This is a genomic window from Fertoeibacter niger, from assembly GCF_009380135.2.
Lineage (GTDB): Bacteria > Pseudomonadota > Alphaproteobacteria > Rhodobacterales > Rhodobacteraceae > Fertoeibacter > Fertoeibacter niger.
Window position 1 is genome coordinate 22,623 of the sequence record NZ_WHUT02000006.1, and the last position, 22,814, is coordinate 45,436.

At 66.2% G+C, this 22,814-nt stretch carries 12 protein-coding genes; 9 read left to right on the top strand and 3 right to left on the bottom strand.

The features are described 5' to 3' along the window. Positions 1 to 164 precede the first annotated feature (164 nt). Positions 165 to 368, top strand: coding sequence for a hypothetical protein (locus GEU84_RS11120; protein ID WP_152825365.1), 204 nt, complete (start codon positions 165 to 167; stop codon positions 366 to 368). 486 nt (positions 369 to 854) lie between these two features. After that, the gene (locus GEU84_RS11125; RefSeq protein WP_152825367.1) at positions 855 to 1,571 is read left to right on the top strand and encodes a sugar transferase; all 717 of its coding nucleotides are present in this window, start codon (positions 855 to 857) and stop codon (positions 1,569 to 1,571) included. A 71-nt stretch (positions 1,572 to 1,642) separates the two neighbouring features. Here the strand turns inward: GEU84_RS11125 and GEU84_RS11130 are convergent, their stop codons facing one another. After that, positions 1,643 to 3,001 carry a GumC family protein gene (locus GEU84_RS11130; protein WP_152825369.1) on the bottom strand — a complete coding sequence of 453 codons (1,359 nt, stop codon included), beginning with the start codon at positions 2,999 to 3,001 and terminating at the stop codon, positions 1,643 to 1,645. A gap of 60 nt (positions 3,002 to 3,061) precedes the next feature. Further along, on the bottom strand, positions 3,062 to 3,997 hold the full coding sequence (locus GEU84_RS11135) for a CpsD/CapB family tyrosine-protein kinase (RefSeq protein ID WP_174539793.1): 936 nt from the start codon (positions 3,995 to 3,997) through the stop codon (positions 3,062 to 3,064). 339 nt (positions 3,998 to 4,336) lie between these two features. On the opposite strand from GEU84_RS11135, the gene GEU84_RS11140 reads away from it, so the two are divergent. Beyond that, entirely contained in the window at positions 4,337 to 5,338 is a 1,002-nt protein-coding gene (locus GEU84_RS11140; protein ID WP_420899282.1) for a glycosyltransferase family 2 protein, read from the top strand. Here the strand turns inward: GEU84_RS11140 and GEU84_RS11145 are convergent, their stop codons facing one another. Next, entirely contained in the window at positions 5,339 to 6,091 is a 753-nt protein-coding gene (locus GEU84_RS11145) for a WecB/TagA/CpsF family glycosyltransferase (protein ID WP_174539795.1), read from the bottom strand. It abuts the gene before it with no gap. A 182-nt stretch (positions 6,092 to 6,273) separates the two neighbouring features. On the opposite strand from GEU84_RS11145, the gene GEU84_RS11150 reads away from it, so the two are divergent. From GEU84_RS11150 to GEU84_RS11175, 6 genes are all read left to right on the top strand, one after another. After that, complete coding sequence (locus GEU84_RS11150) at positions 6,274 to 7,164, top strand: acyltransferase family protein (RefSeq protein WP_152825373.1); 891 nt, start codon at positions 6,274 to 6,276, stop codon at positions 7,162 to 7,164. A 99-nt stretch (positions 7,165 to 7,263) separates the two neighbouring features. After that, positions 7,264 to 8,679 (top strand): hypothetical protein, encoded by a 1,416-nt coding sequence (locus tag GEU84_RS11155; RefSeq protein WP_174539797.1) that lies wholly within the window; start codon positions 7,264 to 7,266, stop codon positions 8,677 to 8,679. A 272-nt stretch (positions 8,680 to 8,951) separates the two neighbouring features. Then, positions 8,952 to 15,368 (top strand): type I polyketide synthase, encoded by a 6,417-nt coding sequence (locus tag GEU84_RS11160; protein ID WP_152825375.1) that lies wholly within the window; start codon positions 8,952 to 8,954, stop codon positions 15,366 to 15,368. Positions 15,369 to 15,379: 11 nt separating this feature from the next. Then, positions 15,380 to 16,381 (top strand): glycosyltransferase family 2 protein, encoded by a 1,002-nt coding sequence (locus GEU84_RS11165; protein WP_152825377.1) that lies wholly within the window; start codon positions 15,380 to 15,382, stop codon positions 16,379 to 16,381. A gap of 16 nt (positions 16,382 to 16,397) precedes the next feature. Further along, positions 16,398 to 20,993, top strand: coding sequence for a MupA/Atu3671 family FMN-dependent luciferase-like monooxygenase (locus GEU84_RS11170; protein WP_152825379.1), 4,596 nt, complete (start codon positions 16,398 to 16,400; stop codon positions 20,991 to 20,993). Between the two features lie 139 nt (positions 20,994 to 21,132). Next, positions 21,133 to 22,800, top strand: coding sequence for a peptidoglycan-binding protein (locus GEU84_RS11175; protein WP_174539800.1), 1,668 nt, complete (start codon positions 21,133 to 21,135; stop codon positions 22,798 to 22,800). Positions 22,801 to 22,814 lie beyond the last annotated feature (14 nt).

A 22,814-nucleotide genomic window follows, 5' to 3' on the forward strand; every position in this document is an offset into this window, starting at 1 on the left:
CGGCTGTGGCATGTTCGCCGATGGCCGCATGGAAAACACCCGGCTGTCCGCGCGATTGCGTGCGGATTAGCGGATAATTAACGAAATCCTGCTGGCATTGTTTCCGAAACGTGGCATCATTTTACGATGCTGCCTTGGGAGACGCGCATGCGGAAGGATAGCAGATGACGCTTGTTGTCGTTTATGGTGGCATCATCTCGGGCATTCTGGGTGCGGTTTGCGCAATCTATGCCGGGTCCGGTGCTTTGGGAACGGCGCTCGCCTATTCATTGGGAGGCGTGCTGGGGGTCATCGTGCTGCTTACCCTTTGCCTGCTGCGTGAGGCGCGCACCCCCTGCGTGCCACCGCGCCAGGTTGTCACACGGTGAACTGATGCCGCTCTGCCTGCTCGAAAACGGACGGCGTGATTGAGAAACAATGGCTTATCCAAAAGGGCATGTCTTTTCGTCAGGTCAGCGCAGTGTCAGCGGCGCGGGGTTGTCGGCCTGAACACCGCTGTGGCTGATCGGTAGCCGAATCAGCCTGCCGCGTTGCGGCATCAATGTGCTGCGCCATGCACGTGATGGTTGCGGATTCCTGCGTGGCTTCACGCCCAAGCCGCCCGGCCTGAAAAAAAATTTAGTTAACCTAACGTAAATGCCGCCGCGGCTGTCGGAAGGTTGTCGCCAAAGGCCCGGAGAAGAAGGTAAAATATCCCTTAGGGGGCGCTCAATCCGAGTGCAAGTCATGTATCCAGAATTCGACGGTTTCTGCCAGAACCGGAAGGGCAACGTCTGCGCCCTCAGTACGAGTGAATGCTGCGCTGCCGGGGCTCTGCCTGCGGTGACGCAGCTATTGTTGATCGGTCGCTGACAATGACAATCAGTTTTCCGCAGTTCTCAACCGGAAGCCCGGTTGATGCCGAGCGGGCTGACGCGGCGCAGCAGATCGGCTTTTCACCGCCCACGGTTTTTCCGCCGCGGCGCGGGCTGTATCGCAACAGCCTGAAACGGGCTTTGGATGTGGCTGTCATCGTGATGGCCGCCCCTGTGGTGCTGCCGGTGATCGGGGCGCTGGCCTTTCTGGTGGCGCGCGACGGTGGCAAGGCGTTTTACACGCAGCAGCGTGTGGGCAAGGGCGGCAAGCCCTTCCGCATGTGGAAGTTGCGCAGCATGGTCAGCGATGCCGATGCAAGGATGGAAGCGTATCTTGCGGCCAACCCGGCGGCGCGTGCGGAATGGGACAGCACACAAAAGCTGAAGAATGACCCGCGCATCACCCGCTTTGGCCGCCTGCTGCGCAAAACCTCGCTGGATGAGCTGCCGCAGCTTTACAACGTGCTGATCGGCGACATGAGCCTGGTCGGCCCGCGCCCGATGATGCTGAACCAGCAGGCGCTGTATCCCGGCACGGCCTATTACGCGCTGCGGCCCGGCATCACCGGCTATTGGCAGACGGCGGGGCGCAACCGCACCACATTCGAGGCGCGGGCGGAATATGACGCGACCTATGAGGCGCGGCTGTCGCTCTGGACGGATACCAAGATCATGGCCCGCACGGTGGGCGTGGTGATGAAGGCCACCGGTTACTGACACCCCTGCAACAACAGAAAGGCCCGCACCCTGGCAGGGGAGCGGGCCTTTTGTATGCCGGGGGCAGGGTGTCAGGCGGAGATGGCACCGATGGCCGCAGCGGCCATCACCACCAGAAACACCACAATGCCCGCTGCCAGCATCATCGGCTTTGGCAACCCGTCGCGCAGCCGCATGAGAGGGCCTTTTTCTGCCCCCGCGCGCCCGCCCGCCGGGCTGCCACGCAACGGCAGGTCGGGGATGGTGATTACCGGGCTGAGGTCTAGCTGCCGCAACATCTGGCCACGGGTGCGCAGCACCGGGTTCATCATTTCCAGCGCCAGCGCCAGACCAAAGGCAAGACCCAGGCTGGCGATCACGCCCATGGCCATCAGCTTGCGGCCCCGCCCGCCAGAGGGTTCCAGCGGCACGATCGCGCGTTCCAGCAGGGTAAACCGTTCGGCCTGGTTGCGCTCTTCCAGCCGCTGACTGGTCTCGGCTTCGGCCAGACGGCGGTTGATCACATCATACTGGTCCTGCAACTGGCGCAACTGGCGGTCAAAGGCGCTCAGCTCGCGCTCGATTTCCGGCGTGCGGGCGGACGAGGCCGCCAGCGCATCGCGTTGCGCCTGAAGCGCGGCCTTCTGCGCATTCAACACGTCGATCTGCGCCACCAGCGTTTCCAGTTGCCGCTGTTCCACAGCGCGCAGGCTGCCCGCGTTCTGCAGCACGGTCCGCTCGCCCAGAAGGCCCACAAGCGACTGGTCGATGGCGCGTATGGCGGCATCCAGATCAAGCAATTCGTTCTCGCGCGCGGTGCCGGCATCGGGCAGGGCGGCACTGTTGGCATTCTTGAAAGCGGCGATCCGGCCTTCCAGCGCCACGATCTCGTCGCTGACGCGGGCCTCTTCCTCCAGATAGAACCGCATGGTCTCGCGTGACCGCGCGGCTTGTCCCGCCGCACTTTCATCCAGAATGCTCTGCGCGAAATCATTGGCCACCCGCGCCGCCTGTTCGGGGTCTTCGAACCGGGCGAAGATGATCATGGCCGACACGCCCGCCCCGCCGCCAAAGGCTTGCTGGGCTACGCGTGCCACGCTTTGAAACCGCACTGCGGCCCGCAGAAGCTGCACCTTCTGGTCGATGTTCATGCCCTCGGCGGCGGCAAACAGCGCGTGGCGTTCGATGACCGCGATCAGGTTTTCGCGCGTCAGCATGCGCTGCTCGATCAGTTGCAGGAACTGGGCGGTGCTGGTGCCGGTCGGATCGTCGGTGCCATCGGTGACGACCGGCGTTTCCACCTGCAAGACCGCCGCCGCCTCATAGCTGTTTGGCTGAAGGCTGGCCAGAAATACCGAAGCGGCAATGCCGACAATGCTGATCAGCGCGATCAGCAGCCCGCGCCGCCGCAGCACGCCGAAAAGATCGTCCAAAGATTGAATGGGGCCCATGAAAGCGGCGTCCTGTTACTTCACTGGGGCTGCGGGCGCCGGAATGCGCCGCAGCAGGGTTCACTTTTTCTTGCCATAACGGTAGCGGTCCATCCCGCGATCCTGCGCGCGGTTCAGCACCACCCCCATCAGCGGCGTGCGGTTTTCAAACAGGCGCTCGCAGGCGCGGATGTCTTCGGCGGTGGTCTTGGTGCCATCGGCCACCAGCAGCACGGCATCGACCTGCGGCAGCATGGCGATCACATCATCGCTGACCAGCGCGGGCGGCAGATCATACAGCGCCACTTCGGGGTCAAGCTGCTCCAGCATCTCGGCCAGCGCGTCGGCGGTGGCGGACTCTTGCAGCAGTTCGGCGGCATCGGTCACGGGGGTGCCGTTCAGCCCCAGCGCCAGATTGCGCCCCACCCGCAGGAAATGCGATTCCAGCGGCTGCTCGCCGGTCAGGAAATCGCGCAGCGGCCCGGCGTCGGCCACGCCGAGGAGCGGGGCCAACCCGGGGCTGCGCAATTCCAGATCCATCAGAACGGTGCGCCCTGACGGGCGACGTGACAGGCTGAGCGCCAGATTGGCGGCCACAAAGGATTTGCCGCAGCCATGCGTGGGCGAGGTGATGGCGATGCGTTTCCAGCCGCGTTCAGCCAGCGCCTGAAGGATGCGCGTGCGCAAGATGTCAAAGGCCGCCGTGGCAGGGTTGGTGGACGGTTGCGAGAACAGACCGTTTCCATCCAGATGACCGGGGTTCAGGGTTACGGCGGTCAGCGATTCCCAGACACGGTCGGGATTGGGTGATGAATTGAAGATCGGCCCCGAAAACGGCCCGGGCCCCGTGCGGTGATCCACGTTCAGCCCTGCCGCGCCGGGCACCTTGCCCTGCCGGAACAGCGAAACCCCGGTGCTGCGCGGCTTGTCCGCCTCTTCCGGTCGCTTGCCGAACCTGTCGCCGTTCATCTCGGAATGCTCCACATCCACAGGCCGAAGCGCGTGCGTCACCAACATGTTGTGTTTTGGCATCCGAACTTCAGGCTCCTGCTGCAACGTGGCACGAACGTGCCACCAACGGTAAAACACGCACCCGCTTTGCAGCAGGCATGATCCCGGGACAGATACTTCAGGAATATGGCAAACATGCGCCCATGCCGAAAGGAATCGCCCGGGCCCCCGCCCAGCCAATTGGTGATTAACAGATAATTTCTGCGGGGGGAAGTCTGGAGGCGGTCTTGCAGCCCGCTGCGGCGGTCCGGTCACAGCGATGTTAACCCATGACAAGGCCATGCCGCAGCGCATAGGATAACCATCGCATCCGCAGAAAAAGAGAGCCCCGTGCCAGACCAGCCTGTGCCAGACCAGCATGTTTCACCTGTGCCGGACGCCGCCGGTGCTGCGCCGATTGTCGATGCCGTGGTGATCGGGCGGAACGAAGGCGCGCGCTTGCAGGCCTGTCTTGCCTCGCTCAAAGGGCAGGTGCGGCGCATCGTCTATGTGGACAGCGGATCGAAGGATGGAAGTCAGGCCATGGCGGCGCGGATGGGCGTGCAGGTGGTGGCGCTGGACATGACGCAGCCCTTTACCGCCGCCCGGGCGCGCAACGCCGGGCTGACGGCGCTCGAAGGCGCCGCCCCGCCCGATCTGGTGCAGATGGTTGATGGTGATTGCGAGGTGGTGGCCGGATGGCTGCCCGCCGCCGTGGCGTTCCTGCAAGCACATCCCAGGGTCACGGTGGTCTGCGGACGGCGGCGCGAAAGGTTTCCCCAGGCGTCTGTCTACAACCGGCTGTGCGACCGCGAATGGAACACGCCCCCCGGCCCGGCAACGGCCTGCGGCGGTGATGCGCTGATGCGGTTTGCGCCCCTGATGGCGGTGGGCGGCTACCGCGAGGTTCTGATCGCGGGCGAAGAACCCGAATTGTGCCTGCGGCTTATCCGGGCCGGTGGCCGCGTCTGGCGGCTGGAGGCCGAGATGACCCTGCATGACGCGGCGATGACCCGGTTCGGTCAGTGGTGGCGGCGCACGCGGCGGGCGGGCCATGCCTTTGCCGAAGGTGCCGACCTGCACGGCGCAGGGCCGGAACGGCATTGGGTGCGCGAAACATGGCGCGCGCTGCTGTGGGGGGCCGTGCTGCCGCTGACGGCGCTGCTGCTGGCGCTGGTGTGGCATCCGCTGTGGCTGCTTTTGCTGCTGGCCTGGCCTCTTCAGGTGCTGCGCATCGCGAGGCGCGAGGGCGACTGGACCGTTGCCGCGTTTCTTGTGCTGGGCAAGCTGGCCGAGGCGCAGGGCGCGCTGGGCTATGCCTGGGGGCGGCTGATCAACCGCCGCACGGGGCTGATCGAATACAAGTGATCAGGCCCGCCGCAGCCGCAGCGCCGCCAGCACCTGCCCCGGCAGGATCGCCGCACAGGCCACATAGCGCGGCCCCAGCCGGCGCGGGCTGGACGCCATGCGCCACAGCCATTCCAGCGCCAGCTTCCGCATCCACTCCGGCGCGCGGGTCTGGCGTCCGGCCAGAAAATCCAGCCCCGCGCCCACCGAGGCAAAGCCCACATGCGGGGCAAGCGCGCGGCCCCTTGCAGCAAAAAGCTCCTGCTTGGGTGCCCCCAGCGCGATGAAGCACAGCCCTATGTTCGCGGCGGCCAGATCGGCCAGAATGCGGTCTGCACCCGGTCCCTGAGGGTCAAATCCCATGGGCGGCGCCACCTGCATCGCCACGTTCAGCCCCGGCACCCGCGCGGTCAGGCTGGTCGCCGCCGCCGCCAGTGCGGCCGCGCTGCTGCCGACAAAGGCCACCGGCACACCCGCATCCGCAGCCGCCTGTGCCAGGGGCACCACCATGTCAGACCCCGGCACCAGCGCCACGGGCCGCCCGGCCAGCCGCGACAGCCAGACAATCGGGTTGCCGTCGGCCACCACCATGTCCTGCGCCGCATAGGCCGCCCGAAACGCCCCGGGGCTGGCCAGCTTCACCAGATGGTCAAGGTTGATCGTGGCCAGCGCAAAGCCCTGCCGTGCCGCAAACCGGGCGCGCACCGCTGCCAGCAATGCAGCGGTATCGGGCAGGTTCACCCGGATCACATGGCTGTCATACCGAAATTCCACCGCTGCCCTTGCCTCCGCCGTGTTCTCGGGCGCAGGCCTAGCATGATCGCCGTTTCAAATCGACGAAAAGCCGCGCCCTGGCCTTTCGCAACTGCTTTGCGCAGCGGAACATTCTGTTTCCGGATTGCCATCTCGCAGGGCATCAAGTTTCTTGCCTGAGTTTCCTGTTTGCCTTACGCCCGATGGCTATGACAGCACCACAGGATTATTACCGCCGCTCTATCGACCTGGCCCGTATCGCGGCGGCGCTGGGCATTGTGTGGGCGCATGCGCATGCGCCGGGCCGGATCGTGGGCTATGTCGCGCTGTCGCTGTTTCTGGTGCTGACCGGGTTTCTGGCGGTGCAGTCGCTGCAACGGTCAAAGGGCCGCTTTACCTGGCTGGCGCGGGTGCAGCGCATCGCCTTTCCCTGGCTGTTCTGGTCGCTGTTCTTCATCGCCGTGGACAGTGCCACCGCCGATACCCCCCGCCCTTTGCTAAGCGATCCGTGGTCGCTGCTGGTGGGCTCGACCATCCATCTGTGGTTTTTGCCCTTTGTCATGCTGGCCTCGCTGCTGGTGCCCTTGCTGGTGCATCTGGTGCAGACGCCGCGTGCATTGGTTGTGGCCTGCGCCGGGCTGGTGCTGATCTCGCCGCCGCTCTTGTGGGCGCAGGCCTTTGTGCCGATGCCGGTGCCGCTGCCACAATGGGGCTATGCGTTGCCGCCGTTCATCTACGGCATCCTTGCCGCCATCGGGCACCGGCAGGGCAATGCGCTGCTGCCGCTTGGCACGGCGGCGCTGATTTCTGCCATCACCTTTGCCGGGGCGCCGATGTTCTGGGCGGTGCAGATGCTGCTGGCGGCGGTGCTGTTCGAGGTGCTGTGGCGGGTCGAACTGCGCAATCAGGCGGTGGCGGCACTGGGCAAGCTGGCCTTCGGCATCTATCTGGTGCATCCGTTCTTCATGCTCGTCACATACAAGCTGTTCGGCGGCGGGGTGAATGCCGCCTTTGCCGCGCTGCTGATCTTTGCCATGTCGCTGGTTGCAACCTGGGTGCTGCGCCAAGTCCCCGGCCTGCGCCGGGTGGTCTGACCGGGGCGCCAGTGGCGCGGGGGCTGGCCGCATGCTATGTTTTCTGCGCCTGCCCGCCTGTCGCGGCGGGCCGCGCCCCGACACCGGTGAAAGTGCCTGATGCAGTTCGGAAACATCATCGCCTATCTGATGCTGCTGATCTGGCCGCTGGTCACATTCGTGCTGTTCCGCCGCCTGACGCCTGACAAGGCGCTGATCTGGACCATCCTTGGCGGCTATCTTCTGCTGCCGCCACTGGCCAAGATCGACCTGCCCGCCGTGCCCGATCTGGACAAGTTCAGCATTCCCACCCTGTCGGCGCTGGTGATGGTGCTGTTCGTGCGGCAGGAGCGGCTGGCGATCCTGCCCCCCACCTTTTTGGGCAAGGCGCTGATGGCGCTGTTCATCCTGGGGGCCTTTGCCACGGTGCTGACCAACACGCAGCCCTTCCCGCTGGCCACCGGGCAATTGCCGGGGATGCGGCTTTACGATTCCGTCGCCGCCGTGCCCAACCAGTTCATCGCGCTGCTGCCGCTGATCCTGGGCCGCCGCTATCTGGCGACACCCGAGGCGATGCGCAATATCGCCGTGGCGCTGGTGGTGGCGGGCCTGTTCTATTCCATACCGATGCTGATCGAGGTGCGGCTGAGCCCGCAGATCAACGTATGGGTCTACGGCTTTTTCCAGCATGACTTTATCCAGATGATCCGGCAAGGCGGCTTTCGCCCCATCGTGTTCCTGCCGCATGGGCTGTGGGCGGCGTTCTTTGCGCTGATGTGCTATGTCTCGGCGCTGATGCTGGCACGCTGTGCCAGCGGGAAAGAGCGCCCCAGGCTGATTGCCGCGACCGTCTATCTGGGCCTGCTGCTGGTGGCCTGCAAAAGCGTGGGACCGCTGGCCTATGGTGTGGTGCTGTCGGGGATCATCCTTTTGGCCGGGCGGCGCGGCATGGTGCTGGCGGCGGCGGCCATGGCGCTTCTGGCAATCAGCTATCCGTTGCTGCGCGGCGCGCATCTGGTGCCCATCGACACGCTGCTGGCCTTTGCCGAAAGCATCAGCCCCGAACGCGCGCAGTCGCTGGGCTTCCGTTTTGACAACGAGGAAATGCTGCTGGACCATGCCAGCCAGCAGGCGCTGTTCGGCTGGGGCGGTTATGGGCGCAACCATGTCTATGATGCGGTGACGGGCAAGTTGCTGACCATATCCGACGGGGCCTGGATCATTGCCATGGGGGTTTCCGGCTGGCTTGGCTTCATCGCGCAGTTCGGGCTGCTGGCGCTGCCGCTGTTTGCACTGGCCAAGCAGGGGCTGCGCCGTGGCGTGGAAATCTCGCCCTATGTATGTCTGGTCGCGCTGATCCTGGGCACCAACATGGTCGATCTGTTGCCCAATGCCACGCTGATCCCGTTCACCTGGCTGCTGGCCGGGGCGCTTTTGGGCCATGCCGAGGCGCTGGCGCTGGCCCGCCGCCAGCCCGCCGCCCCGCCTGTTGCCACGGCTGCGGCCCCCGCCCGCCCGCCGCGCACGGTATTGTGAAACTCACGCCCCCGTGGGCCCGTATCAGGCGATGGCTGGCAGACAGGCTGGCCGGACTTGCAGAAAGCCGCCATGAACCAGCCATATTCGTGGCAAGTTTAAAGGGCACACAGCAGGAAAACCGGCCGAGTCGTGTCAGCGCGAAGGCATTGCCGCGGCCGTGTGCATGATAGCAAGATGATCCGGCACAGGCTGTCTTTGCTGGTGAATTTGCGTTAATTTAGGTAGGGTTGGCTGTATACCGCAGCACGCCCGCGACCAGAGTGGATGGCATGACGGAAGACACGCGGGCGGATCAGCAGATCACGGAAACCGACATTGCCATTGTCGGCATGGCCGCGCACCTGCCGGGCGCTGGCGACATTGCCGCCTATTGGGCCAATCTGCGCGACGGGGTGGAAAGCATCCGCCACCTCACCGATGCCGAATTGCTGGCCGCAGGCGAAGACCCCGCCCGCATGCGCCACCGCAACTATGTGCCCGCCGCCGCCATTCTGGATGGGTTCGAGCAGTTCGATGCCGATTTCTTCGGGTTTTCCCCCAAAGAGGCCGCGATCCTTGATCCGCAGCACCGGCAGTTCATGGAAGTGTGCTGGGAGGCGCTGGAAAACGCAGGCCACCCGCCCGAAAATTTCCCGGGTGCCATTGGCGTCTACGCCGGCTGCGGCATGGGATCGTATTTCTACTTCAACCTGTGTTCCAACCCGGACCTTGTTGAAAACACCGGCATGTTCCTGCTGCGCCACACCGGGAACGACAAGGATTTCCTGTCTACCCGCGTATCGCACATCTTCGACCTCAAGGGCCCGTCGATCAACATCCAGACCGCGTGTTCCACCTCGCTGGTCGCGGTGCATTACGCCACACAGGCGCTGCTGAACGGCGAATGCGACATGGCTTTGGCGGGCGGCGTCACCATCGAATTGCCGCATGCGCGCGGCTATATCTTTCAGGACGGCGAGATTTTGTCGCCCGATGGTCATTGCCACGCCTTCGACCACCGCGCGCAGGGCACGGTGTTCGGCTCGGGTGCCGGGGCGGTTGTGCTGCGCCGCGCAGTGGATGCGATCCGCGACGGCGACCATATCTGGGCGATCATCAAGGGATCTGCCGTCAACAACGATGGGGCGGCAAAGGCCGGTTATCTGGCACCGTCCGTTGATGGGCAGGCCAAGGCGATAGCCGAGGCGCAGGCCATTGCCGGCGTTACCGCCGATACGGTGGATTATGTCGAATGCCACGGCACCGGCACCTATCTGGGCGACCCGATCGAGGTGGCGGCCCTGACCGCCGCCTTCCGCGAAACCACAGATGCGGTGGGCCATTGCCGCATCGGATCGGTGAAAACCAACATCGGCCATCTGGATACTGCCGCCGGGGTGGCCAGCCTCATCAAGGTGTCTCTGGCCCTGCACCACGGGCAGATGCCGCCCTCGCTGGGCTATGAAGCGCCCAACCCGGCGATTGATTTCGAATCCTCGCCCTTCCGGGTGAATGACCGGCTGACCGACTGGCCCATGCGCGCCACGCCGCGCCGCGCCGGGGTGAACAGCCTTGGCGTCGGCGGCACTAATGCCCATACCGTGCTGCAAGCCGCCCCCCAGCGTGACGCGTCGGGCGAAAGCGACTGGCCGTTCCAGCCGCTTGTGCTATCGGCCCGCAGCAAACCGGCGCTGGATGCGGCCAGCCTGCGCCTCGCCGCGCATCTGCGTGCCAACCCCGATCAACCCTTGGCCGATGTGGCCTGGACGCTGAAACACGGTCGCCGCGCGTTCGAGAAGCGCCGGGTGATCGTGGCGGATTCCCACGATGCCGCCGCCGATCTGCTGGAGGGCAAAGACCCGCGCCGCGTGTTCACCCACGACCATCTGGGTGACGACCCCCAGGTGATGTTCATGTTCCCCGGCGGTGGCGCGCAATTCGCGGGCATGGCGCGCGACCTTTATGAGACAGAGCCGGTGTTCCGCGACTGGATGGATCAAGGTCTGGCGATCCTGCAGCCCAAGCTGGATTACGACATCCGCGCGGTCTGGCTGCCCGAGGCTGACGGTCTGGCAGCGGCGAATGACCGGCTGAAGCGCCCTTCGGTGCAACTGCCGCTGATCATGATCACCGAATATGCGCTGGCGCAGCTTTACCTCAGTTGGGGTGTGACGCCGACTGCGCTGGTCGGGCATTCGATGGGCGAAAATACCGCCGCCTGCCTTGCCGGGGTGATGAGCTTTGCCGATTGCATCGGCCTTGTTCACCTGCGCGGCAGCCTGTTCGACACCATCGCGCCGGGTGGCATGCTGTCGGTGCCGCTGGACCCGGCGGCGCTGCGGCCTTACCTTGCCGATGATTGCGACATGGCATCCGTCAACGCGCCCGGTCTGTGCGTCGTGTCGGGCCCCGATGCAGCGCTGGTGGCGCTGGCCGCGCGGCTGGATGCCGAGGGCATCGAAACCCAGCGCATCGCCATCGACATCGCCGCCCACAGCCGCATGCTGGAACCGATACTCGACCGTTTCGGTGCCTATCTGCGATCGATCCCGCTGAACGCGCCGCAGATCCCGATCATCTCCAACCGTTCTGGCCAGCCGCTGACGGTGGCGCAGGCAACCGACCCGGCCTATTGGGTGGCCCATCTGCGCAACACGGTGATGTTTGCCGATTGCATGGCGACGCTGATGGCCACGCCGGGCCGCGTGTTCATGGAAATGGGGCCGGGCCGCGCGATGTCATCCTTGGCGCAGGCCAATGGCGTGGCGGCCGGGCAGGTGATTGCCGCGCTGCGGCACCCGGAACAACGCATGCCAGATGACCAGTGGCACATCGCCACCATCGCGCGCCTGTGGGCCTGTGGCGTGCCGGTGGATTGGGAGCCGATCTGGGGCGACGCCAAGCGCAACCGCGTGCCGCTGCCGACCTATGCATTCCAGCGCAAACCCTATTTCATCGAACCCGGCAAACTGGCCGAGACTGCCCCGGCACTGCCCCTGCGCAATGACGATCTGGCCTCATGGGGCTGGCAGCCCCACTGGCGCCCCCGTTCCGCCGACTGCGATCTGGACCCCGAGGCGCTGGCCGGTTCCACCCCCGAAACATGGCTGGTGTTTCTTGATGACGCGGGCCTTGGTGCAACGTGCGCTGCCCGCCTGACCGCCGCAGGCCACCGCGTGACCACGGTGCGCGCAGGCGATGCCTATCGCCGAGATGCCACCGGCTATACCCTTGCACCCGAACGGGGGCGTGATGGCTATGACGCGCTGATCCGAGATCTGGTGGCGCAGGGTCTGGCCCCGAACCGCATCGCGCATTTCTGGCTGGTGACGGCGCAGGAATCTTTTCGCCCCGGTTCCAGCTTTTTCCACCGCAATATCGAGCAGGGGTTCTATTCCCTGATGTTCCTCGCGCAGGCCATGGCCGAGGAAAACCTGCCCCGCCCGATCCATATCACCGCCGTAACCTCGGGTGCGGCCAGTGTGAAGGCCGATGTGCTGGCCTATGCCGAAAAGGCGACGATCCACGGGCCGGTGAAAGTGATCCCGCGCGAACTGCCGGGTGTGACGTGTTCGACGCTGGACGTGGTGCTGCCCCTGGGCAAGCGCGGCAAACCTGATGCGGCGGCGATGGAGCGTCTGGCCTCGCAGGTGCTGGAGGATATGCTGGCAACGCCCGCCAACACCGCCGCCGCCCTGCGTGGCGAACGCCGGTATGAGCGGGGGGTGAAGGCCGTGGCCCTGCCCGACACCGATGCGCTGACCCTGCCGGAAGGCACCCCGGTGCTGATCACCGGCGGTTTCGGCGGCATCGGCCTGACGCTGGCCGAAGACCTGATCCGCCGCTGCAAGGCGCGTATCCTGCTGATCGCGCGGCGTGATCTGCCTGCGCGGGCCGACTGGCCGAAACATCTGGCCAACCCCGCCGATCCGGTTGCGCGCCGCATCCTGGCCTTGCAACGGCTGGAGGCTTTGGGTGGCGAGGTGATCGTGGCCACCGCCGATGTCTGCAACACCGAAGACATGAAGGCCGCGATTGCCAAGGGCACCGCCGCCTTCGGCCCGATCCGCGCGGTGATCCATGCGGCGGGTGTGGTGGATGACGGCCCGCTCTTGACCAAATCCCCCGCGGCGGTGGAAGAGGTGTTCGCGCCGAAACTCCACGGCACGCAGGTGCTGTCGGCGCTGTTCCCCGATGGCGCGCTGGATCTGATGGTGCTGTTCGCCTCCACCTCCACCGTCACCGGGCCTGCGGGCCAGATCGACTATGTGGCGGCGAATGAATACCTCAACGCCTTTGCGCAGTCGCGCAAGGGTGGCCGCACGCGCGTTCTGGCGCTGAACTGGGGCATCTGGACCGGCGTTGGCATGGCGGCCGAGGCACTGGCCGACCGCACCGGCACACGGCCCCCCGCGCCGCGCCTGCCCATTCAGGCCGCGATGCTGGACGAGGCGACGTTCGACCGCGACGGCAACCGGCTGTTCACCGCATCCTATGGCACTGACCGCTGGATACTGGATGGCCACCGCACCAGGGCCGGTCAGGCGCTGATCCCCGGCACCGGCTATCTGGAACTCGCCGCCGAGGCGCTGGCGCATGAGGGCGTGGCTGCGTTTGAAATCAAGGATCTGTATTTCTTCCGGCCGCTGGATGTGCCCGATACCGCATCCCGCGACATCCGCGCGAAACTGACCCGCAGCGACGAGGGGTATGGGTTCGAACTCCGCTCCGCCGTGCCGCACAAGGGCCGCGTGGGCTATCAGCTGAACGCGCAGGCGCGGCTGATTCCGCTGGCGGCCCAAGCGAAACGCATCGACCCCGCCGCGATTGCCGCCCGCTGCCCGGTGGTCACAAAAGACCCGAACGGCCTGCGGTCCCCGCAGGAGGAGCATCTGAACTTTGGCCCGCGCTGGCGTGTGCTGACCGAGGCCGCACTGGGGCAGGGTGAGGGGATCGCCACGCTGGCCCTGCCTGCGCCCTTCCGCCATGACCTGAATGAGGGGTGGCTTCTGCACCCGGCACTGCTGGATCTGGCGACCGGATGGGCCATGGGGCTGATTGCGGGCTATCAGCCCACGCATCTGTGGGTGCCGGTGTCTTATGGGTCAATCCGCGTCCACGCGCCCTTGCCCGCGCAGATCGTCAGCCATGTGCGCAACGCCGGGGCCAACCGCGCCGACAGCCCGGTGGCCAGTTTCGACATCACTTTGGCCACGCCGGAAGGCGCGGTGCTGATGGAGATCACGGGCTTCACCATCCGCCGTCTGGAAGGGGCCCTGGCACTGTCGCCCCCCGACGCGCGCGAGTTGGAGTTTGACGATGGGCAGGCCGATACCAAGCAGCTTTCCCCCGCCGAGGAACGCCTGCTGCATAACTTGACCCAGGGCATCCGCCCCGAGGAGGGCGCCGAGGCCTTCCGCCGTGCCGTGGCGTCAGGCTTGCCGCAGGTCATCGTCTCGTCGCTGGATCTGCCGCATCTGATCCGCCAGGCCGACGCGGTAGAGGCAGCCCGCACCGAAGGCCAAAGCTTCGCGCGCCCCGATCTGGACACCGCCTATGTGGAGCCCCGCAATGATGTGGAACGCACGCTGGTCGGCTTCTGGCAGGAATTGCTGGGCGTGGGGCAAGTGGGGGTGGAGGATGATTTCTTTGCCCTTGGTGGCCATTCGCTGATCGCGGTGCGGCTGTTTTCCATGGTGCGCAAGGCGTATCGGGTGGATTTCCCGATCTCGGTGCTGTTCGAGGCCCCGACGATTGCCGGCTGTGCCGCATTGATCATCGAGCGGATCGGCCCGCAGGATGGCGCGGCGCCGGTGGCGGCAAAGCCGGTGCGCCGGTTTACGCATCTGGTGGCCATGCACGAAAAGGATGGCGGGCCGAAAACGCCGTTCTTCCTTGTGGCGGGCATGTTCGGCAATGTCTTGAACCTGCGGCATCTGGCGCAGCTGATCGGTGGCGACAGGCCGTTCTACGGGCTTCAGGCGCGGGGCCTTTATGGCGACCAGCCGCCGCATGACACGCTGCCCGAGGCGGCGTCGGATTACATCGCCGAACTGCGGCAGGTGCAGGCGCATGGCCCCTATTTGCTGGGCGGCTTTTCCGGCGGTGGTCTGACCGCCTGGGAAATGGCCCGGCAGTTGGAGGCCGAGGGCGAAGAGGTGGCGCTGCTGGTGCTGCTGGATACGCCGCTGCCGCTGCGTCCAGCCCTCAGCCGCCCCGACAAGGCGCTGATAAAGCTGGCCGAATTGCGCAAGCGCGGGCCGGGATATCTGGCCGACTGGGCGCGCGCGCGCTGGGAATGGGAGATGCAGAAGCGCAACCCCGCCCCCGAACAGACCGAGGGCGCGTTCCACAATGCGGCTATCGAGGCCGCGTTCCGCGCGGCCCTGCCGCTTTATGACCTGCCGCAGCGCGTTGGGGCCACCGCGCTGTTCCGCCCGCCGCTGGACCGGCACTGGCAGGTGTCGGGCGGCAAATGGGTAAGTGCGGCCAAGGAATATGTGTTCCCCGACAATGACCTGACCCGCTTTGCGCCCGCGCTGGAGGTGATCGAGGTGCCGGGCGACCATGACAGCATGGTGTTGGAGCCCAATGTGCGGGTGCTGGCGGCAAAGATGCGCAACGTGATCGCGACAGCCGAGGCCGGGGCAGGCCGCGCGACCGCCAGCCCTGTGGATCGCTTCACCCCGTCGCAGGCGGCGGAGTGATGGTGCAACCCATGCCCGCACCCACTCTGCTGACCGTCGTGCTGAACTGGCGCACGCCCGACATGACGCTGCGCGCGGTGGAGGCAGCCCTGCGCGAGATGCAGGGCATGGCGGGCGCGCTGACGGTGGTGGACAATGCCTCGGGCGACGGGTCGTTCGAGGCGATCAGCCGCGCAGTGGCCGAACGGGGGTGGGATAGCGCACCGGTGCCGGTGCGGGTGATCCAGTCGGAGCGCAATGGCGGTTTCGGCGCGGGCAATAACGTGGGCATCCGGGCGGGTCTGCCGGGGGGGGCACGGCCCGATTACGTCTATATCCTGAATTCCGATGCCTTCCCCGACCCGGGGTCGATCCGCGCGCTGCTGGAGCATTTGCAAACCCACCCCGCTACGGGTTTCGCGGGCAGCTATATTCACGGCGACGATGGCGAACCGCACCGCACCGCCTTTCGATTTCCCTCTGTCGCGGGCGAGTTCGAGGCGGCGATCCGCTTCGGCCCGGTCAGCAAGCTGTTGAAAAACCACATCGTCGCGCAGTCGATTCCTGAAACCACGGTGCGGGTGGATTGGCTGGCAGGTGCCAGCCTGATGATGCGGCAGGATGTGCTGGACCGGATCGGGCTGTTTGACGAAACCTTCTTCCTTTATTTCGAGGAAACCGATCTGTGCCGCCGTGCGGCGCTGGCAGGCTTTCCCACCGACTATGTGCGCGAAAGTGAAGTGACGCATATCGGCTCTGTCTCGACCGGGATGAAGCAATGGCGGCGGATGCCCGCGTATTGGTTCGACAGCCGCTGGCATTATTTCACGAAAAACCATGGGCTTGCCTATACGATCGCTGCTACGGTCGCCCTTGCTGTGGGTGGCCTTTTGTGGCGCGCGCGCCTGCTGGTGCAGAAGAAAGACCGCGGCGATGCGCCGTATTTCCTGCGTGACCTGATCCGCCACCATACTCGCCGCCTGTTCCGCCGTCCCGCGCCGCCGCCCGTCATCGCCCCGCAACCGGGCGAATAAGAGTTTTGGAGTGCCCATGAACATTCATGCCCCCCGCCTGACCTGCATCGTCATCGGCAACGAATCCCTCGCCATCCAATGCGCCGAGGTGCTGATGCAGCGCGGGCACAGCATCGCCGCCGTGGTGACGCAGAACGGCGATGTGCGCGCCTGGGGTCTGGGCAAGGGCCTGCGGGTGGAGGCGCAGGATGCCGGGCTGTCCGACCGGCTGGCAGGGCTGCGGGTGGACTGGCTGCTTTCCATCGCCAATCTGGTGGTCATTCCCGATGCGGTGCTGGCGCTGGCCAGGGGCGCGGTGAACTTTCACGACGGGCCGCTGCCGCGCTATGCGGGCCTCAACGCGCCGGTCTGGGCGATTGCGAATGGCGAGGCGCAGCATGGCATCACCTGGCACCTGATCGAGGGCGGGATCGACGAGGGCGACATTCTGGAACAGCGGCTGTTCCCCATTGCCGATACAGATACCGCGCTGACACTGAACACGAAATGCTTCGAGGCGGCGATTGACAGTTTCCCTGTTCTGGTGGCCGCGCTGGAAACCGGCGCACCGCAGCGGCGCAAGCAGGATCTGGCGCAGCGCAGCTATTTCGCGCGTGCCGCGCGGCCTGCCGCAGCCGGGGTTCTGGATTTTGCACAGCCTGCGGCCAGCCTGTCGGCGCTGGTCCGCGCGCTGGACCATGGCACATATTTCAACCCGCTGACCCTGCCGAAGATCATGCTTGGCGACCGTGTGCTTTGCGTCGGGAGTTGTGAGCTGGTGGCGGGTGACGCAGCCCCCGGGACGGCTCTGGCGGCGGATGCGGGTGGCTTGACCGTCGCCTGTGCCGATGGCGTGCTGCGGTTGTCGGGGCTGACCGACCAGAACGGCAGGGCGGTGGAGGCCGCGACACTGGCGGGCCTGCCCGTGACCGCCCCCAATATGGATGCGCTGACCCGCGCGCTGGCCGCTGTCGCCCCCGGCGAGGTTGCCCTGCGGCGCGCCCTGACGGCGCTGGAACCTGCCGAAGTGCCGATGGCGCTGCCCAGCCCCGGCTTTTCCACCCATGCCCGCCTGCCGCTGCGCCTGCCTGCCGCACTGGATACCGATGCGCGGTTCGCGGCACTGGCCCTTGCGGCGGCGCGGCTGTCGGCCAAACCCGTCTGCGACATGGCCTTTGTCGGTGGTGGCGACACATATGGCATTCTCAGCACCTGGGTGCCGCTGCGCGTCGATGCGCAGGGCACGGCGGGCTCTGCCCGGGCGGCCTTTGCCGCAGCCTTGGCAAAAGCCCGCAAGACGCCCGCCTTTGCGCTGGATCTGATCGCGCGCGACAGGGGCCTGCGCGGCGTGACGATGCCGCCCGTGGCGCTGACCGGCGTGGATGCGCCGGTGCCGGGTGCGGTGCTGACACTGGCCGTTCTGGCGGATGATGCCGCGCTGCACTACGATTCCGCCCGGTTGAGCGCGGCAGAGGCTGCCGCCATCGCCACCCGCTTTGCCACCTTTGCCGATGCCATGGCGACGGCGGGTGATGCGCCGGTGGCACAACTGCCGCTGCTGCCGGATGCCGAACGGGCGCAGGTGCTGCACGGCTGGAACGCCACCGCGACCGATTATGATCGCAGCCTGTGCGTGCATCAGGCGTTCGAGGCGCAGGTGCTGCGTTCCCCCGACGCCACGGCGATTGTGTTTGAGGCAGAAAGCCTGACCTATGCCGCACTGAACGCCCGGGCCAACCGCGCGGCACATGTGCTGATTGCCATGGGCGTGACCCCCGGCACACTGGTGGGCCTGTGCACCCGCCGTTCGCTTGACCTGCTGGTGGGCGCGCTGGCGATCCAAAAGGCGGGTGGGGCTTACGTTCCGATGGACCCGGCCTATCCCGCCGACCGTATCGCCCTGTTCATCGAGGACAGCGCCGCGCCGGTTGTCGTCACCCAATCCGCGCTGGCCGCATCCCCGCCCGCCCACGCGGCGCAGACCCTGTGCCTTGATGCCGACCCGCGCCTGGCCGCTTCCCCCGACACCAACCCCCAAACCAGCGTCACATCTGCCGATCTGGCCTATATGATCTACACATCCGGCTCCACCGGGCGGCCCAAAGGGGTGATGATCGAGCACCGCAACGTGCTGAATTTCTTCACCGGCATGGATGGGCGCATCCCGCATGATCCGCCGGGCGTGTGGATGGCGGTTACGTCACTGTCCTTCGACATTTCGGTGCTGGAGCTGTTCTGGACGCTGGCGCGCGGGTTCAAGATCGTCATCACCTCGGATGAAAACCGGGCGCTGGTGTCGTCGGGCCGCACGGTCAGCGCCAAACCCATTGATTTCAGCCTGTATTACTGGGGCAATGACGATGGCACCGGGGCGAAGAAGTATGAGCTGCTGCTGGAAGGCGCGAAATTCGCCGATGACAACGGTTTCATCGCGGTCTGGACGCCGGAACGGCACTTCCATGCATTCGGCGGGCCCTACCCCAACCCGGCGGTGACGGGTGCGGCGATTGCGGGCCTGACGAAAAACATCGACGTGCGGGCGGGGTCTTGCGTGGCGCCGCTGCACCACCCGGCGCGGATAGCCGAGGATTGGGCGGTGATCGATAACCTGACCGGCGGGCGCGTGGGGCTGGCGATGGCGTCGGGCTGGCAGCCCGATGATTTCGTGCTGCGGCCGGAAAACACCCCGCCGAACAACCGCAAGGCCCTGTTTGACGCGATAGATCAGGTGCGCCGCCTGTGGCGCGGCGAGGCGGTGGAATTTCCCACCGCCAATGGCACGCCCTTTGCCGTTGTCACGCAGCCGCGCCCAATCTCGCGCGAGTTGCCCGTTTGGGTCACAACCGCCGGCAACCCCGAAACATGGCGCGAGGCGGGGGCCATTGGGGCCAATGTGCTGACGCATCTTCTGGGGCAGACGGTGGCCGAGGTGGCCACAAAAATCGGTATCTACCATCAGGCGCTGCGCGATGCGGGCCATGATCCGGCGACGCGCACGGTCACGCTGATGCTGCACACCTACCTTGCCGCCACCCGCGACCTTGCGCGTGACACCGCCCGCGAACCGATGAAGGATTACCTGCGCTCGGCGGCGGGCCTGATAAAGCAATATGCCTGGGCCTTCCCGGCCTTCAAGAAACCGCAGGGCGTGACCAACCCGATGCAGATCGACCTGCAATCGGTGGCGCCGGAGGAAATGGAGGGTATCCTCGATTTCGCCTTCCAGCGGTATTTTGATGATTCCGGCCTGTTCGGCACCATGGACGACGCCTTGGCCCGGGTGGAAGAGCTGAAGGCCATCGGCGTGAATGAGGTGGCCTGCCTGATCGACTATGGCATCGCCAATGCCACGGTGCTGGAAGGGTTGAAGCCGTTGGCCGAGGTGCTGCGCCGCGCCAATCAGGGCCCTGCCGAGGATGATTATTCCATCGCGGCACAACTGGCGCGCCACCGTGTGACGCATCTGCAATGCACCCCGTCCATGGCGCGGATGATCGCGATGAACGACGATTCGCGTGCGGCACTGGCCGGGGTGAAAACCCTGATGCTGGGGGGCGAGGCTTTGCCGGGGGCACTGGTGCAGGATCTGCGCCGCGCCACGCAGGCCACGGTTGAAAACATGTATGGGCCGACCGAGACAACCATCTGGTCCTCGACCGAAACCGCGTCGGGGCAGGAAAACATCACCAACATCGGCCGCCCCATCGCCAACACGCAACTGTATGTGCTGGATGACGCGCTGCAGCCCGCGCCCGTCGGCACGCCGGGCGAATTGTGGATCGGTGGCGATGGCGTGGCGCGGGGTTATTGGCAGCGGCCCGACCTGACGGCAGATCGTTTCCGCCCCGATCCCTTTGTTACGCCGCAGGCCGCCGCGCCCTGGGGTGCCCGGATGTATCGCACCGGCGATCTCGTGCGCTGGCGGGCCGATGGCAAGGTGGATTTCATCGGCCGCGCCGACCATCAGGTGAAACTGCGCGGCTACCGCATCGAACTGGGCGAGATCGAGGCCGTGCTGGAACAGCAGCCCGGCATCACCCAGGCCGTCGTTCTGGCGCGCGAGGATACGCCGGGCGATCTGCGGCTGGTGGCCTATGTCACGGGGGCGGCCCCGAACCTGAAGGAAACCCTTGCTGCGCGGCTGCCCGAGCACATGGTTCCGGCCCATATCGTGACGCTGGCCAGCTTTCCCCAGACCCCCAACCGCAAGGTAGACCGCAAGGCGCTGCCCGCACCACAGGCCGCCGTGGCCGCGCCGCGCGTGCAAGAGGCACCCGCCGAAGGGGTGCAGGCGCAGATTGCCGCCATATGGTCGCGGGTTCTTGGGGTGCCCAATGTGGGGCCGAAGGACAATTTCTTTGAACTTGGCGGCCATTCGCTGCTGGCGGTGCAGGCGCACCGTGACATCAAGGCAGCGCTGAACAGCACGAAGATGTCGATCATCGACATCTTCCGCTATCCCGTCCTTGCCGAACTGGCGGCCTATCTGGATGACTCGCCCAAGGCTTTGTCTGGCACCGCAGCAGGCCAGGGCTTTGGCCTTGCCGCCGGGGCGGGCGCGGGCCGTGCCGATGCGCGGGCCGACGCCATGGCCCGCCGCCGCGCCTTGCGCGCCGGCAAGCAGGAGGCCTGACACGTGCAATTGCCGCGGCGGGGCCTTTTCGCCGGGGTCAGGGAACAAAACGCAACGCCTGCCGTTCTCATGCTAGATTAACCCGGAATCCGGCACGGCCACTTCGGCCCTGCCTGACACTGGCATGAAGGAGAGCGGCATGGTGATGAATTGGTGCGGCAAGGCGGGTCTGGTGGCGCTGGTGTTTCTGGGCGGCATGGCCCGGGCCGAAGACCGCGCGCTGGTCATCGGCAATGAAAACTATGCCGATGCCGCCGACATCACCGCCGCCGATGCCGCGCTTGATGCCGCCAGCACGCTGGAGCGGCAAGGTTTCCGCGTGATCTCGGGCGAGGATCTGGCGGCTGACGATGCGCGCCGCCTGCTCTCGGAACAGCTGGCCGCCCTGCGCCCCGAGGATCGGCTGGTCATCCTGCTGTCGGGGCATTTCGCCCGTTCGGCGGGGCAAAGCTGGTTCATCGGCACCGATGCCAGCCAGCCCGATCTGGCCAGCGTCGATGCCACCGGGCTGAACCTTGCCACCTTGATGGAGATTGCCGCTACCGCGCGGGGCGGGGCTGTGCTGCTTTTGGGCACCGAAACCCGCCGCCTTCCACTGGGGCCGGGCCTGCAGGCGGGCCTTGGCCGTTTGCAGGTGCCGCAGGGGGTGACGGTGATCAGCGGTGATGCATTGGCGGTTGCGACATTTGCCACCCGGCAACTGCCGCTGAAAGGCAAGAGTTTGTCTGCCATGCTGGAGGAGGCACCCGACCTGACCGCCGAGGGCTTTCTGTCGCCGCTGGTGCCGTTCCGTCCCGCAGGCGGGGTCACGCCCGCACCGCAACCCCAACCGCCGGTCAGCGGCGAAGACGCGCTTTGGCGCGCGACCGAGGCTATCGGCACGGTGGCGGCCTACGAATCCTACCTCGCGCGCTATCCGCAGGGCCGGTATGCGCGTGAGGCCCGGGCCGAGATTGCCGCCATCCGCCCCGACCCTGCGCAGGTCGCACAGCAGGCCGAGGAAGCCCTGCAACTGACGCGCGACCAGCGCCGGGCCATTCAGCGCGGTCTTGCCATGCTTGGGCATGACCCGCGCGGCGTGGATGGCGTGTTCGGCCCCGGATCGCGCGGGGCGATCACCGCATGGCAGACGCGCAACGATCTGCCCGCCACAGGTTTTCTGAACCGTGACCAGTTGACCCGGCTGTCAGCGCAGGTTGACCGCCGCGCGGCAGAGCTGGAGGCCGAGGCCGAGGCGCGTCGCGCGGAACAGGAACGCGCCGACCGCATCTACTGGGATCAGACCGGCGCAGCAGGGGATGAGCCGGGCCTGCGCGCCTATGTCAAACGCTATCCTGACGGGCTTTACGCCGATGTGGCCAATGCCCGGCTTGCGGTTTTCGACGAGGCCGCGCGCGAGGCATCCGCAGAACAGGACCGTGCGGCCTGGATCAAAGCGCGCGAGTCCAACACGCTTATTGCCTACCGCGACTATCTGCGCGCCTTCCCGCGCGGGGCCTTTGCGCCCGAGGCGCAAAAACGGGTGGATGCGCTGACAGGGCAGGCGCAGCAAGACGACGCTGCCCGCAAGCAGGCCGAAGCCGCCGAGGCGGCGCTGAACCTCAGCGGGCTGGCGCGCAGTCTGATCGAGCAGCGGCTGGATGGTCTGGGCTTCAACCCTGGCCCGGCCGACGGCACGTTCGACGCCGAAACCCGCCGCGCGATCCGCCGTTTTCAGGCGGCGCGCAACCTGCCGGAAACCGGCTACATGAACCAGCAGACCATGGTGGGCCTGCTGGCCGGTGGGTTGCTGAACCTGGGGGATTGACCGGGGCGCGTTGC

What these genes read in the sequence shown, in the direction of transcription:
- GEU84_RS11125 (WP_152825367.1), top strand. Translation starts at nt 855, where the DNA reads ATGACAATCAGTTTTCCGCAGTTCTCAACCGGAAGCCCGGTTGATGCC.
- GEU84_RS11150 (WP_152825373.1), top strand. Translation starts at nt 6,274, where the DNA reads ATGGCTATGACAGCACCACAGGATTATTACCGCCGCTCTATCGACCTG.
- GEU84_RS11120 (WP_152825365.1), top strand. Translation starts at nt 165, where the DNA reads ATGACGCTTGTTGTCGTTTATGGTGGCATCATCTCGGGCATTCTGGGT.
- GEU84_RS11175 (WP_174539800.1), top strand. Translation starts at nt 21,133, where the DNA reads ATGGTGATGAATTGGTGCGGCAAGGCGGGTCTGGTGGCGCTGGTGTTT.
- GEU84_RS11130 (WP_152825369.1), bottom strand. Translation starts at nt 3,001, where the DNA reads ATGGGCCCCATTCAATCTTTGGACGATCTTTTCGGCGTGCTGCGGCGG.
- GEU84_RS11155 (WP_174539797.1), top strand. Translation starts at nt 7,264, where the DNA reads ATGCAGTTCGGAAACATCATCGCCTATCTGATGCTGCTGATCTGGCCG.
- GEU84_RS11135 (WP_174539793.1), bottom strand. Translation starts at nt 3,997, where the DNA reads ATGTTGGTGACGCACGCGCTTCGGCCTGTGGATGTGGAGCATTCCGAG.
- GEU84_RS11160 (WP_152825375.1), top strand. Translation starts at nt 8,952, where the DNA reads ATGACGGAAGACACGCGGGCGGATCAGCAGATCACGGAAACCGACATT.
- GEU84_RS11165 (WP_152825377.1), top strand. Translation starts at nt 15,380, where the DNA reads ATGCCCGCACCCACTCTGCTGACCGTCGTGCTGAACTGGCGCACGCCC.
- GEU84_RS11170 (WP_152825379.1), top strand. Translation starts at nt 16,398, where the DNA reads ATGAACATTCATGCCCCCCGCCTGACCTGCATCGTCATCGGCAACGAA.